14 protein-coding genes are annotated in these 13,365 nt (G+C 55.2%); 3 read left to right on the forward strand and 11 right to left on the reverse strand.

Annotated features, from left to right (window positions below):
- The first annotated feature begins 69 nt into the window (after positions 1-69).
- From L1I42_RS08025 to L1I42_RS16315, 3 genes are read left to right on the forward strand one after another with little or no spacing between them, the layout of a single operon-like run.
- Entirely contained in the window at positions 70-465 is a 396-nt protein-coding gene (locus L1I42_RS08025) for a mercuric transporter MerT family protein (RefSeq protein WP_236113954.1), read from the forward strand.
- 15 nt (positions 466-480) lie between these two features.
- Positions 481-792, forward strand: a complete 312-nt coding sequence (locus tag L1I42_RS08030; protein ID WP_236113955.1) for a cation transporter — start codon at positions 481-483, stop codon at positions 790-792.
- 32 nt (positions 793-824) lie between these two features.
- Positions 825-1,025 carry a GDCCVxC domain-containing (seleno)protein gene (locus L1I42_RS16315; RefSeq protein ID WP_236114193.1) on the forward strand — a complete coding sequence of 67 codons (201 nt, stop codon included), beginning with the start codon at positions 825-827 and terminating at the stop codon, positions 1,023-1,025.
- 9 nt (positions 1,026-1,034) lie between these two features.
- Here L1I42_RS16315 and L1I42_RS08040 read toward each other — a convergent pair whose 3' ends face one another.
- The 11 genes from L1I42_RS08040 to L1I42_RS08090 form a co-directional block, all read right to left on the reverse strand.
- On the reverse strand, positions 1,035-1,946 hold the full coding sequence (locus L1I42_RS08040) for an FAD:protein FMN transferase (protein ID WP_236113956.1): 912 nt from the start codon (positions 1,944-1,946) through the stop codon (positions 1,035-1,037).
- Positions 1,943-2,470: a nitrous oxide reductase accessory protein NosL gene (locus L1I42_RS08045; protein WP_236113957.1), complete on the reverse strand. Its 528-nt coding sequence runs from the start codon at positions 2,468-2,470 to the stop codon at positions 1,943-1,945. The genes L1I42_RS08040 and L1I42_RS08045 overlap by 4 nt, the downstream gene beginning before the upstream one ends.
- Positions 2,467-3,288 carry an ABC transporter permease gene (locus tag L1I42_RS08050; protein ID WP_236113958.1) on the reverse strand — a complete coding sequence of 274 codons (822 nt, stop codon included), beginning with the start codon at positions 3,286-3,288 and terminating at the stop codon, positions 2,467-2,469. Before L1I42_RS08050 ends, L1I42_RS08045 begins: the two co-directional genes overlap by 4 nt.
- The gene (locus tag L1I42_RS08055) at positions 3,285-4,184 is read right to left on the reverse strand and encodes an ABC transporter ATP-binding protein (RefSeq protein ID WP_236113959.1); all 900 of its coding nucleotides are present in this window, start codon (positions 4,182-4,184) and stop codon (positions 3,285-3,287) included. Before L1I42_RS08055 ends, L1I42_RS08050 begins: the two co-directional genes overlap by 4 nt.
- Positions 4,184-5,446, reverse strand: coding sequence for a nitrous oxide reductase family maturation protein NosD (locus L1I42_RS08060; protein WP_236113960.1), 1,263 nt, complete (start codon positions 5,444-5,446; stop codon positions 4,184-4,186). Before L1I42_RS08060 ends, L1I42_RS08055 begins: the two co-directional genes overlap by 1 nt.
- Before the next feature lie 10 nt (positions 5,447-5,456).
- Positions 5,457-7,370 (reverse strand): TAT-dependent nitrous-oxide reductase, encoded by a 1,914-nt coding sequence (nosZ, locus tag L1I42_RS08065; protein WP_236113961.1) that lies wholly within the window; start codon positions 7,368-7,370, stop codon positions 5,457-5,459.
- Between the two features lies 1 nt (position 7,371).
- Positions 7,372-9,627, reverse strand: coding sequence for a NosR/NirI family protein (locus tag L1I42_RS08070; RefSeq protein ID WP_236113962.1), 2,256 nt, complete (start codon positions 9,625-9,627; stop codon positions 7,372-7,374).
- A 153-nt stretch (positions 9,628-9,780) separates the two neighbouring features.
- Positions 9,781-10,224 carry a universal stress protein gene (locus L1I42_RS08075; RefSeq protein WP_236113963.1) on the reverse strand — a complete coding sequence of 148 codons (444 nt, stop codon included), beginning with the start codon at positions 10,222-10,224 and terminating at the stop codon, positions 9,781-9,783.
- An 11-nt stretch (positions 10,225-10,235) separates the two neighbouring features.
- Complete coding sequence (locus L1I42_RS08080; protein ID WP_236113964.1) at positions 10,236-11,522, reverse strand: TRAP transporter large permease; 1,287 nt, start codon at positions 11,520-11,522, stop codon at positions 10,236-10,238.
- A 10-nt stretch (positions 11,523-11,532) separates the two neighbouring features.
- Positions 11,533-12,111, reverse strand: coding sequence for a TRAP transporter small permease (locus L1I42_RS08085; RefSeq protein WP_236113965.1), 579 nt, complete (start codon positions 12,109-12,111; stop codon positions 11,533-11,535).
- Between the two features lie 75 nt (positions 12,112-12,186).
- Positions 12,187-13,197: a TRAP transporter substrate-binding protein gene (locus L1I42_RS08090; RefSeq protein ID WP_236113966.1), complete on the reverse strand. Its 1,011-nt coding sequence runs from the start codon at positions 13,195-13,197 to the stop codon at positions 12,187-12,189.
- Positions 13,198-13,365: the final 168 nt, after the last annotated feature.

A 13,365-nucleotide genomic window follows, 5' to 3' on the forward strand; every position in this document is an offset into this window, starting at 1 on the left:
CCCTAGTGCACTCGAACCCTGTTGGCAGATGTTTTTGCCGAACGCCGGTAACATTGTGAGGAGAACAGATTGGCACATATTAACGCCACAAATCATCAATCGGAAACGGAAGTGCCGGCCGATAAGGCAAAAGTGGCCACACTGGCGGGCATTTTGGCGGCCATTGGCGCGTCATCCTGTTGCATTGTGCCGTTGCTCTTGTTCAGCTTTGGCATTAGCGGGGCGTGGATCGGGCAACTGACCGCCCTCGAACCCTATAAGCCGATCTTTATGCTGCTGGCCGGGGGCTTCCTCGCCTATGGCTATTGGCGCGTGTACAAGACTCGGCAAGCCAAATGCGCGCCGGGCACAGCCTGTGCCCGCCCTCAATCAAATAGGCTGGTGATGAGCGGGTTGGTGGCAGCCACCATGTTGGTGCTGCTCTCCCTGTTTTGGCCCCTTCTGGTGCCCATCATTCTCAGCTGAAAAGGAGATGTTTCAATGAAACACATGCTAAAGCCCTTGCTTCTTGCGGCCATGCTCAGCCCATTTTCGGCACTTGCCGCAATGGCGGCAGAGCGCACCATCACCCTTTCGGTCCCGGGCATGTATTGCGCCAGTTGCCCCTTCATTGTGAAGGGGGCCATTTCCAGACTTGAAGGTATTGTGGCGGTGGAAACCGATCTGGACGCGCGGCAGGCCTTTGTGACGTTTGAAGATAGCCAGACCAGCCTCGATCTGATTTTAGAGGCAACGGAGAATGCGGGTTACATGTCCACCCTCGCCGAAACTGACGGGAAGGGCAGCGAGTGACCAATTCAATCGGCGACACAAATGGCGCGGTGATTGTGCTTCACTCGACCATCACCTGTCCGCACTGCGACCACCAGGCAACGGAAACGATGCCCACCGACGCCTGCCAATGGTTTTATGAATGCTCAAATTGCAAAACACTTGTGAAGCCGAAGCCCGGTGATTGCTGCGTTTATTGCTCTTATGGCACTGTGGCGTGTCCCCCCATTCAAGAGGGAAAAAGCTGCTGCTAAGATGCGGTGCTAACTCTGTAGGGCTGCGCCAAACAGCACTTTGTGGGCACCCTCCACCGTGTCAATTTGTTCGCTATCCATCAAGCAAAAGGCGGTAGACAATCCGTCGGCGCGGGCAGCAGACGCGTCGACCACGCTCAGGCTGCGCCATTGGCCGCCGGGCTGCCCCAGTTCGGGGTGCAAGATATGGCCAATCTCGCCAGCGGGATCGAAATGCGTGCCGCGCGGGGCCGACGTGGCGATGGCCTGATCGGCAAGGCCCAGCGTTTCTTGGGTTTCTTGCAAGGTCACCGGCCAAGGTTGACCGTTTGGCGCATGGCCCATGGCGGCAATTTCACCTGTATTGACCAGCACATTTTGAATGCCTTCCTGCCGCAGAAAATGGGTCACCTTGTCGGCGATAAAGCCCTGGGCGATGCCGTTAAAGGTCAATCCCATGCCCGGCACGGCGAAGCGAATTTGATCACTGCCGATCACCACCTTGTTCATGCCGATTTTGGCTTGCGTGGCCGCGATATCGGCCTTGCTCGGGGTGCTGCCCGCCGCATATTCTTGCGCATAAAGGTCCCAAAGCGGTTGAATGGTAGGATCGAATATCCCGCCAGTTTCGCGGTGCAGCCTTGCGCTGAGATGCAACAGTTCCACCAATTCAAGCGCGGGGGCGCTGAGCTGCCCGGTGCGATTGAGCTGCGATAGCTGACTGTTGCCCTTATAGAGTGAAAAGATGTTTTCGAGGCGGATCATTTCCAGCCGGGCCATCTCGATCAGGCGGTCGGCGTCGGGATGATCCAGCACAATGCTGGCCTCAGCCCCCAGCGCAATGCCCTGCCATTTTTGCGGCGAGGCAAATCCATTGGCGCCCATCAGGGGCAGGGCGGTCATGCCGCCCAGAATGGAGAGCATACGACGACGTGTGATCATTGGTGGTCTCCTTCATGGGCGTCGACGGGGGCAAGCACGGTCTCGGCGGAGATATCGCCCAGCCGTTTCACCATGCCGCCGCGATTTTTTGCAAAGGCAATTGCGTCCGCTTCGCTGGAAAAGGGCACCAGTTCGGGGGCGCCCATGCCGCCAATGGCATCGGAATGCACCACGAAATAGGCTTCATCGGCGCGGATCCAATTGTCGACGCCGGGTTCAGACCAGTTTTTCGCTTTGCTCATATCATTGACGTAGGTGACGAGGATTTTGGCTTCCTGCTCCGGCGATTTGATATAGGCCAGCCCATCGCGGACCTGAGAGAACCACAGCGGATGTTCATACCCCGCCAGATACATCTGCGCCTTTGGCCCGTCATGTTCCAGAATGGTCATCTGGCAATAATGACCCGCCGCCTCGGCGGTGAGGGTGATCGGATCGGGTGCGTCCGGGGTGCTGGCTTCGCTGGCGCAGCCCGTCAGCACCAATGCGGTCAATAGGGCAAGGGAGGAGCGAGCAAACATCATGGTTCTACCTTTCTAAAGGCGATAAAGGCCAGAAATAGTGCCAGGAGCGGCCATGCCAGCAGTGAGGTGAGCTGCCCGGCCAATCCGGACACGCTGCCCGCCGCGCCAAGGCCGGAGGCCAGCAGATTAACGGTCTGGTCCGGCGTGTTGAGCAGCCGGAAGGCATCGGCCGGGTTGGCCACAAGCGCATAGGGGAAGATGGTTTGAATAAAGGCACTGCCGCTATCGGCCACCAATATACCCAACAGCCCCAGATCATAAAGCACGACCGCGATCAACCAGAGGGCAATCGCCACGCCGGAAGCGGCACCGGTTTGATTGACCAGCCCGGAGATCATATAACCCAGCCCCAAAAAGGTGGCGCCCAGCGCCAGCGACGTGAAATAGAGCCGCAGCAAAGGCCCCCATTCGATAACGCTTACGCCATGGCGCATCACCAGAATGGCCAGCGTCAGCCCCAGCCCGATGGCGAAGGCGATGGCCAGCACCACCATATGGGCCAAAAATTTACCGATTAATATTTCGGCGCGCGACAGGGGATAGGACAGGCCAAGGGTCAGGGTGCCACGCTCGCGTTCGCCCACAATGGCGTCGAACGAGAGGAGCAGCGCAATCAGCGGCACCAGATAGACCGACAGGGTGGTGATCGAGGTGAGCGCAATGGTGAGCGGGCTGGCCCCAAGTGCTCCGGTGGGGGCGTCGCCAGCAAAGGTCAGCACCACATTGAACATGGCCATCAGCAACACAGCGGTGGCCACCCAAAGATTGCGCCGGGCAATCAGCAGCTCGAGCCGGGCAATGGAGAGAATGGAGGTCATTTGGCAGACTCCTTTGCGGTGCTGAAATAGCGATAGAGTTCTTCAAGGCTGGCAGGGGTCACATCCACATCTTTCACCGCCGGGCCCAGCCCGGTGATGGTGGACAATAGCCGCATCTTTTTATCCGGCGCGCAGACCAGTTCCAGCGATTGGCCGTTTACCCGCTGGCCGCCCAGCTTTTCTTTCATGCCGTCAATATCGTCCCGCGCGGCGGAGATTTTGATCTTGATCGGCAGGCTGGCCTTTGCGCGCAATTGCTGCAAACTGTCATTGGCGACCAACTGGCCTTTCGAAAGGATGGCGATGCGGTCGGTGCGCAGTTCCAGCTCGGTCAAAGCGTGGGAGGAGAGCAGCACAGCGGCGCCCTGATCGGCCAGCTCTTCCACAATGTCATAAAATTCGTGGCGGCTTACCGGGTCCAGCCCGCTGGTGGGTTCATCCAGAATAGCCAGTTTGGGCTGGCCCAACACCACTTGCGCTAGGCCAATGCGCTGGCGCATGCCTTTGGAATAGGTGCGGATCTTGCGGTCGGCCGCATGGGCAAGGCCCACCCGCTCCAGCAAATCATCGGCAATTTTGGTGGGCGTCGATTTCAGCCGTGCGAAATGGTGCAATTGTTCGCGCCCGGTCAAAGCGCCATGAAAGGCAACGCTTTCGGGCAAATAGCCGGTGATCTTGCGGGCGGCGGCGGACCCGGCCGGGTGCCCCAGCACTTCGATTTCGCCCGCTGTTTTGGGCATCAGCCCCAGCACGATCTTAATCAGCGTGGTTTTGCCCGCGCCATTATGGCCCAGCAAGGCCACGCGTTCGCCCGCCTCGACAGAAAGGCTGACATCGCTCAAGGTTTCAAGCGTGCCGTGGCGTTTGACAATATGATCAATTTTGAGGGCAGGCATTAGCGCTCCTCCCATTCAGGAATAGTGGGCAAGTTGGGTTGCATCAGTGGCGCCCGGTCCACTACGCCACCGGGCAGCAAAGCGGGAAAGGCGGATTGGGACCAGCGGATCAGCTGCACCGCCGGCGAGCCCATCAAAGATTTGGCCGCGGGCTGGGTCCATAGAATGTGGTCCATAATATCGTTGGGGCGATAGGCGGCATCGGCAATGCCATCGCCATCCAGATCAAAGGCGGCGTGGTCAGACCAGTAATTGCCCTTGTCGCCCTCGCTCCAGTCCACCCATTTGCTGCCCACATATTTCACCTGGGTGCGGTTGTTCACAATGGCATTGCCGGCAAAGCTGTTCTTTTCCGATCCGGCGGTGAAGTGAATGCCGATTTGGCATTGGGCGAACAGATTATTGTGAAACTCATTTTTGTGGGCATTATAGATAAAGACGCACTTTTCGCCGCCTTGCTCAATCCGGTTACCGAAAATTGTGCTCTTATTGGTGTAGTTGAGCATGATGCCATGGTCGCGGTCGCCGCGGCTTAAATTGCCTTCAATCTCCACATTATCGGAATACATAATGGCATAGCCCAAATGATTGCCGAGGGAGATATTGCCGCGTACCGCAGACTGGTTGGCATACATATAGTGAATGGCAAAGCGCAGATCGCGCATGCGGTTGCCGATAAATTCATTCTTTTTCGAGGTGTTGACGAAAATGCCGTCCCGGCCATAGCGAATGTCATTTTCGACCACTTTCGAGCCGGTAGCATTCCACACATAAACCCCATTGCCGCGGTCATTCATGCGGTGGTCCTGCCGCCCCTCAATGATATTGCCGCGCACCAGGGCGTTCCGGGCGCCATGCACATCAATACCGATCAAATTGCCGATCACCACATTGTCTTCCACGCGGGAGCGATGGGCGGTTTTGTTCAGCTTGATGCCCGCATCTTTAAACTCGCCTTCCGAGCCGGAGCCGGTGACCTTCAGCCCGCGCACCAGCGCGTCTTCCGCATTGATGGTGATCACAGTGCCGGTGCCATTGCCTTTTATATGGGCCTGGCCCTGACCGTCGAGGGTGAGGGGGGTGTTGATTTCAATTGGTCCTTTATAGGTGCCGGGGGCGAGGCGGATATAATCACCCGCCTCGGCCTTTTGCAAAATAGTGACCAATGCCACGCCATCATCGGGCGCAATCTGCCAGTCGCGGGCCATGGCGGTGGCCGCGTTCAACAGCAGAATGACACTCAATAACAGGCGCAGCATCATGGTCACACTCCTAGCGGGGCTCTACCAGCATACGGCCGCGCATTTCCATGTGCAGCGCATGGCAGAACCACTGGCAATAATACCAGTGCACGCCCGGACGTCCGGCAATGAAGGTCACGGAGGCAGTGGCCTGTGGTCCAACTTCCATGGCGACATTGTGGTTTGACAGGCAGAAGCCGTGGGTCAAATCATCAATCTCGTCCAAGTTGGTCACGTAAACAGTGACTTCATCACCTTGCTTGACGGTGAATTTCTCCATGGAGAAGATTGGGGCCACGGACACCATATAGACCCGCACCTTGTTGCCGTCGCGAATAATGGTGTCGGACCCGACTTCAAGATCCACCCCGTCCGCGGCAGCCTGCGCTTTGGCATCATCAAACATTGGGTCATTGCGGTCCCAAACAGCGCTTGGGTTCACTTTTGACCGGTGCACAATGATGCTGTCATGCGGCTCGGCAAATGTCGGGCCGTCATGCACCACTTTCATTTCGTCTGATGTGATGTCGATCAACTGCTCATTTTCAGGCTTCAATGGCCCCACATTCAAGAACCGGTCTTTTGAGAACTTGTTCATGGAGACAAGCCACTTACCATCCGCCTCGGCGGTCTCCCCCATTGAGGTGGAGTTGTGGCCGGGCTGATAAGCAACGTCGACTTTAGAAATGATCGGGTCAACATCTTCACCGGCATAGGCACGGATGGCTTTGTCGATGTTCCATTTCACCACCTGGCTATCCAGGAACAGCGTGGTGAAGGCATTGCCTTTGCCATCATAGGCGGTGTGCAATGGGCCAAGACCCAATTGTGGCTCGGCCACAATCGCAGAACGTGGATCAACATCTGATTCAAACAGGGCATCCAGCTTGGTCACATCGATCACAGACACGGTGGGTGACAATTTGCCGGACACGCAGACATGGCGTTTGTCTGGTGCGGTGTTGATGCCGTGGGGACTGTTGGGGATCGGAATATAGCGGGTATATTTCTTGTTTGATCCTTTGCGGCCATCGATAATCGGCACACCATTGACCACTTGCACATCGCCATTTGCGACGCCTTTTTCAATTTCCTTGAGGTTGAAGACCACCACATGGTCCATCTCGCTCTCGGTCATCTCCGCCAGATTCATGCCCATTTCTGAGTTGTATGAGGTGGAGAAGGCGTATTTGCCCTGATAGTCGCAGTCAGTGTTGTCGAGGTTGCCAGAAACCATAACCTGCCACGCCACTTTCATCTCATCGCCATCAATGGCGGAGAAGATGTTGGTGTAGGTGGACACGTCATTCATGGTGGACCCATCATTGATCAATGGGGCTTCATGCTCTGAGTTGGCAAACACATAACCGGTCCGCGGATATTTTTGTGGCCGCATGCCGTGAATATCATGGGCGTTGGGGATTTCGATGATCTTGTCGCACTTCATCACATCCACACGAACGCGGGCCACGCGGGTGTTGGCCTTGTCGTTCATAAAGATATAGCGGCCATCATAGGTGCCGTCAGTGAACGACATATGCGGGTGGTGCAAATCACCATTGTCATAAGTCTTCAGGCCGGATTCGGCGAGAAACGCTTTGGTTTCCTCGGTCAGACCTTCGGTCAGAATTTTCAGTGATTCATTGGTTTGGCCCCAGCCGGTGGCGGAACAGCGGTTAAACACGGGGACCCGCATCAATTCACGCATGGAGGGCACGCCCAAAATGCGCAGTTCGCCGCTTTGGCCAGAAGACCAGAAGCCGTAATATTCATCCAATTCGCCGGGGGCCAATGAATGGCTGTTTTCAGCAGCGGCAGCCGGAGTTGCCATTAAGGCCGCTCCACCAGTTGCGGCAATTGAGCCAGCTAAGAAGGCACCTGCTCCGGTGCCGGACAGAAGTTCCCGACGGGAAATTCCTGCAGTTTTGACAGTATCGTCAGACATTTTAGCTCTCCTTTTCGCTAATGTCTTGATTGGTCTTTTTGGTGAGCAGCTTTTCCATGGCTGCTCGGGAGGCTGCCTCGCTTGCACTCCGACGCTCCCGTCCTTTTCTCTTTTTGATACAGACAGGGCATTTCTGGTCGTCCTGATACAGCACCTGACAGTGCAGACAGGACAGACATTCATTGGGGTTGATCTGACCATTGGGGTGAATGGCCTGCACAAAACATTCATTGGCGCAGGTCTGGCAGGGGCTGCCGCATTCCTTATAGCGGTTCAGCCAGTCAAACATGCGGATGCGTCCGGGGATCGCCAGTGCCGCGCCCAGCGGGCACAAATAGCGGCAGTAAAAACGTTCCACAAACAGCCCGATCCCTAATAGCATTGTGGCAAACACCACGAATGGCCAGGCGCGATCAAATTTCAGAATAATCGCGGTTTTGAACGGTTCAATCTCGGCATATTGCTCGGCCATGGGAATGGAGATCAGCGACAGGCCGAACAGCCCGAGGAAAATAATATATTTGATCGGCCAAAGCCGCTCATGCAGGCCCCAGGGCAATTCCCATTGCGGCACTTTGAAAAAGCGGGCGATCTGGTTGGTGATTTCCTGCAACGCGCCGAAGGGGCACAGCCACCCGCAAAAGGCGCCACGGCCCCAGAACAAAAGCGCCGCTGCCACGGAGAACCATAGGATAAAGACCAGCGGGTCGAGCAGGAACGCATCCCAGCTGAACCCGCTTTGCAGCGATGCGCCCAGCGCCATCAAATTAACGACGGACAGTTGCGCATTTTGCCCCCAACCGAGGAAGACCAGAGTGAGCACCAGAAAGCCCATGCGGAACCAATAGAAGAAACGCGCATTGCGGGTGAATTGTTTTTGGAAAAAGAAGGTGGCGGTGAGCACGGCCAGCATCACCCCGAGCACGCCGATTTCAAATTGTTTGTCCAGCCAAATGCGTTTCCAAAGGGCGGCCCGCGCGGCGTCATCATCGTCTGGGTCCACCGCCGGCGCTGCGGGGCCCGCTTCGGGCAAAGGCTTCAGATATTTTTCCGGCAGCTTGTACCCCAAATCGAAGGTGAGGAAGGTTTTCTCCACCGGCCCCACTTCCCGATGTGCCAGTAATTGCAGGCGCCAGGGCTGGGTGGGGTCAAATTCGGCGTCGGCCGGGATTTTAAACAGGTCCAGCTCGGCAAAGCTTGGGGCCCCATCAGCAGCGACTTCGCCCAGGCGGCGCTGATGCTTGTCGAAAAAGCGCACGGAGATGTCGCCCTGGATCAGCTGAATACGGTCAAAAATGCCGCCGCGCACATAGCCTGAGCCTTTAAAAGAATAGAGCCCGCGCCCGGCCAACATGATGGCGTGCTCGCCTTCATCCAGCCAGTCATTCAAATTGTTGTGCTCGGCTTCCCCCAAAAGCGATTGGCCAATGCTGGGCACCGACACAAGCGCAGCATGCAAATCAATATAGGTGGTTTCCGGGTCTTTTTCGATCGGCCGATTGATGGCGCGGGGATCGCCGGTCGCGTCAAACGCATCGTTGATTTGCCCCACATCCAGGGTCATGCGCCGCACGGTGCCGTCGCCGGCCATGGTGTGCCAATCGCTGATCATATCCTCATCAGTCAGGATTTCGCGCTGCACGGTCTGGTTCGGCACTTGCTGGCTCAAGCCGCCCAATCCCTTGGCGCGCGCGACCTTAATGGCCGAGCGCACGATCGAATCATCAATGATCATGATCGTGACGGTGGCACCAGAAATGATCTGCAACTCATGGGCGGAGCCGCCTTGTTTGGCCTCTTCGATGACATCGAGGCCCTTATAGCTGGCGGTCAGCTTTTTGATTTTGCTGTCCGGAATGCCGATCAACACAATCGGCTCAGAATGTTTGACCAGCTCCGCGCCCAGCAATTTGCCATCCAGCCCGATGGCGGCCATCACATGGATGGGCTTGCCGGAATAGCCGGTGGTGCCAACAAAGTCTGAGGTGATGAAAGCATAACCTAAAACCTCATCGCCCTTCATGAGCGGGGCGACCGGCGTGTCTTTGCCAATCTCACCATAGCCCGAGGCCTCCGGCGCAAAAGTAGATGCTGCCACTTTCGGCAAAAATCGCTCAAGCACGGGTCGATTGCCCTGCGCCTGGGCTGCAGATAGCGAGAGGGTGAAGAACAGGAACAACAGCAACAACTTGCCCGCGCCGCTTTGCGCAGCGTTAAAGATCTTGTTCCAATTCAGGCGTTTTAGGTGAACAGACATATGCAACCAAACAGTTTTGTTCTGTTCTGGTTACACGCGAATTTTTGGGCGTACTTTGATCTAGAACAAGCTTTATCAAAATACTGCATGGAGCAAACAAAAGGCGCAGCCGGTTAAGCTGCGCCTGAATTGTAGCCATTGTGGCGGTTTTGCTCAGACCACCAAGACCGGTCGTTTGGACAGGCCGGTCACCTTGTGAGACACGCTGCCGAGCAAATAATCCTCAACAGAGCCCATGCCCCGGCTGCCAATGATGATCAGATCGCAATCATGCTTGTCTGCCGATTTAACGATGGTGCGTGCCACCCCGCCAGAGGCCACATAGGCGTGCACATCTTCGCACCCGCCCTCTTTGGCGATTTTCTTGCCGTGTTCTGCGACCTCGGTGGCATGCTCGCGCATAATATCGTCGAGGTTGCCCGGTTCGTTTGGGCGCACCATTGATAGCGAGGCTTCCAGCATCGAGTGATGACGATAAACAGTGAGAATATTTAGCGTACACCCGTCTTTATTGGCTTTGGCCAGTTCGATCGCTTTGTCCAATGCTTTTTCTGCACCGGGAGATCCATCAAATGGCACCAATATGGATTTAAACATTCTATCCTCCTTTATTTCGCAAAGGCCAGATCACGCAGGAACAGCGCAATTTGCGGGAAGAAGATCAACGCCACGGCCACACTCAACAGAATGAAAATGAACGGCGGTGTGCCCCGGATCACTTCCATATAGGGCCGCTTGAACACCGCAATCGCGGTGAAAATATCACAGCCGAATGGCGGTGTGGCGGAGCCAATGGCCACTTGCAAGGTGATGATCGTGCCCACCAGAACAGGGTCCAGTCCCAAAGACTGCACCACCGGTGCAAAGACCGGGACGAGGATCAGGATCACCACAATCGGGTCCACAAACATGCAGCCGATGAAAAAGGCAATGGAGATGACGAACAGCACCCCGATTCGCCCCATTTCTGTGATGCCGATGGCGCCGAGAATTTCTTGTGGCACCTGCGCAAAGGAAATCACCCAAGAAAAGGCCGCACCAGCCGCCACCAGAATGAACACAACGGCGGTAATCAAGCCCGTGGACTTGGCTGTTTCATAAACATTTTTCAGCGACAAGGTGCGGAAGAATACCACTTCGAGCAGCAAGGCATAAAGCACACAGGCCGCCGCAGCTTCAGTGGGGCTGAAGATGCCGCCATAAATTCCGCCAATGATGATGACCGGAAAGCCCATGGGCCAGATGGCCTCGCGTAAGCTTGTCAGGCGCTCACGCCAGGTGGCCTTCTCTTCGGTGGGTACATTGTGGCGCACCGCATAGATATAGCTATAGATCGAGAACAAAAACAGGATCAAAAGCCCAGGCCCGATGCCCGCAATAAACAGTTCGGCAATCGAGGTTTGTGACACCACACCATAAATAATCATGCCGATAGAGGGCGGGATCAAAAAAGCAATGTCACTCGAGTTGACGATCAGGGCCAGCACAAAGCTGTCCTTATAACCCGCTTTCAGCATGCGGGGCCGCAAGGGTGACCCGATGGCCACCACAGTGGCCTGGGTCGAGCCCGATACGGCACCAAACATGGTGCAGGCCGCTGCGGTGGACACAGCCAAGCCGCCTTTGACGTGGCCGACAAAGGACATCACCAGATTGATCAAACGCGATGCGGATTGACCGCGTGTCATAATGTCAGCGGCAAAGATGAACATGGGCACGGCAATCAGTGAGGCTGGTCGAATGCCCCCCATCATTTGTTGCACCATGGTCTCCATCTGGCCAAAGCCATTGAACATCATGAAAAAACCGATGGTCGCGCCCACAAAAAGCGGCACCATCATAGGAAAGCCCAGCAGAAGCAGGACAATCATGGATAAAAATACAATTGTTGCCATGGTCTCCCCCTCAGACTTCCTTCTCGTCTTCATCATACCCTTCAAGCACCGCGGTGGAGAGGTAGATGTCTTTAGACGTGATGTTTTTAATGGCAGTCAGTAAATATTGGGCGCCGGTCATAAACAGCCCGACAGGCACCCAGATCAAAATCAGCCAGACCGGTATTTGCAGCGAGGGCAGCACGCGACCGCGTGAGGCCTGTGTGCCGATATAGTTCACTGCATAATAGCAAAGCCCAAACATGATTGTGGCGGTGACCAAAGTGATGAACACCATCAGCGCCTTGCGCATTTTTGGCGGCAGCGCATCATAAATGGCTGACATGCGGATATGCCGTCCATGGCGGGCGGCATAACTGATCCCGGCAAAGGTGATCATAATGATCAAAATCCGGTTCAATTCTTCTGAGAAAAAAATCGAGCTGCCCAGCACATAGCGGCCAACCACATTGGCGCTCGTGTTAAGCGCCATCAACAATACACCAATAGCCAGAAAGAAAGATTCAATGCGACTGATCGCCGTATCAATCACCCCTAAAAAGCCGGGTAACGCAGAATCAAGCTCCTTCAAGTCCTGCTCGTCACTCATCGTGTTCTCCCCCCACGCAGATCGAGTTCTGCCCGGCCAGATGCGCCGGCCGGGCAGCCATAGCTTTTCAAAAGCTTATTCGGTCGCGGTTGCTTCCAAATCTGCTTTCATCTGCTCAAGGATGGCTTTGCCGCTGTCACCTGTCATTTCGATGAATTTCTCCTCAACCTCAGAAGCCGCTGCTTTAAAGCATTCGCGCTCTTCTTCAGTCAGAATGGTCACCGTCATTTCAGGCTTAGCTTCCTTGATTTTCGCCAATTCCTGATCCGCCAGATCTTTTTGGTAGGTAACAATGTGATCATAGGCCACGTCTGCCGCCTCTTCGATCACCTGCTGTTCTTCTTCACTCAAACCATTATAGAAATCCTGGTTGGCCATCAGGGCCGTGGTGAAGACGTTATGACCAGCATAGGTAATGTGATCGGTCACTTCGTAGATCTTGGTGGAATAAAGGAAGAAGGTCGGGTTTTCCTGACCTTGAATGATGTTGGTCTGCAGACCACCATATACTTCACCCCAAGGCAATGGTGTCGGCGTCGCCCCGAAAGCCTTGTAGCTTTCGACCAGCAATGGGTTGGTCATCACGCGGAATTTCACCTCGTTCAAGTCTTCACAAGCCTTGACGGGTTCCTTCGTGGTCATGGCCACTTCGCCTTCAGGATACATGGAGAGCAATTCGAGGCCTTGCTCAGCATAAAGCTCTTCAAAGTCCTCATTGATGGCCTTGCTTTCTTTATAGAAGCGGGCCAGATGCTCTTGGTCTGTTGGCAACAGGTAAGGCACAAAGAACACTTGCGCCTCGGGAATCAGCGCGCCGGTGAAGCCGGGAGACTGGTTCACAAATTGCAAGATGCCCGCTTGGGCCTGCTCCATAATATCTGCAGATTCACCCAGTGTGCCGAACGGGAACAGCTGGATTTCATGGTCTGTTTTTTCTTCAACAACTTCCTTGAACTTGGTCGCATAAACGCCTTGCACGTCTGTAATTGCTTCCTCAAAAGCATAGCGCCAAGTGTCTGCTTGCGCGGCAGAAAGGCCCATGGCCAGCGCACTGACACCAGCCAACGCGCCCAGTGTGTGTTTCATGAGTTTTCTCAATAGTTCCTCCCTAGATTTGTGCAATGGAGATCCAGTCGGAAATGTAAAACCGTTTGGACAAAATAAACTCTAATATCGGATGGTTACGACGAACCCTCCGATCTTAGTTACTATTGCGCGCATAAATCTGTCTGTCTACCCCCATAAAATTCAAAA

This window comes from Maritalea mediterranea (genome assembly GCF_021568695.1).
Lineage (GTDB): Bacteria > Pseudomonadota > Alphaproteobacteria > Rhizobiales > Devosiaceae > Maritalea > Maritalea mediterranea.

Coding starts and splice junctions, on each gene's coding strand:
- L1I42_RS08050 (WP_236113958.1), bottom strand. CDS start 3,288: ATGACCTCCATTCTCTCCATTGCCCGGCTCGAGCTGCTGATTGCCCGG.
- L1I42_RS08060 (WP_236113960.1), bottom strand. CDS start 5,446: ATGATGCTGCGCCTGTTATTGAGTGTCATTCTGCTGTTGAACGCGGCC.
- L1I42_RS08075 (WP_236113963.1), bottom strand. CDS start 10,224: ATGTTTAAATCCATATTGGTGCCATTTGATGGATCTCCCGGTGCAGAA.
- L1I42_RS08080 (WP_236113964.1), bottom strand. CDS start 11,522: ATGGCAACAATTGTATTTTTATCCATGATTGTCCTGCTTCTGCTGGGC.
- L1I42_RS08085 (WP_236113965.1), bottom strand. CDS start 12,111: ATGAGTGACGAGCAGGACTTGAAGGAGCTTGATTCTGCGTTACCCGGC.
- L1I42_RS08045 (WP_236113957.1), bottom strand. CDS start 2,470: ATGATGTTTGCTCGCTCCTCCCTTGCCCTATTGACCGCATTGGTGCTG.
- nosZ (WP_236113961.1), bottom strand. CDS start 7,370: ATGTCTGACGATACTGTCAAAACTGCAGGAATTTCCCGTCGGGAACTT.
- L1I42_RS08090 (WP_236113966.1), bottom strand. CDS start 13,197: ATGAAACACACACTGGGCGCGTTGGCTGGTGTCAGTGCGCTGGCCATG.
- L1I42_RS08040 (WP_236113956.1), bottom strand. CDS start 1,946: ATGATCACACGTCGTCGTATGCTCTCCATTCTGGGCGGCATGACCGCC.
- L1I42_RS08030 (WP_236113955.1), top strand. CDS start 481: ATGAAACACATGCTAAAGCCCTTGCTTCTTGCGGCCATGCTCAGCCCA.
- L1I42_RS08070 (WP_236113962.1), bottom strand. CDS start 9,627: ATGTCTGTTCACCTAAAACGCCTGAATTGGAACAAGATCTTTAACGCT.
- L1I42_RS08055 (WP_236113959.1), bottom strand. CDS start 4,184: ATGCCTGCCCTCAAAATTGATCATATTGTCAAACGCCACGGCACGCTT.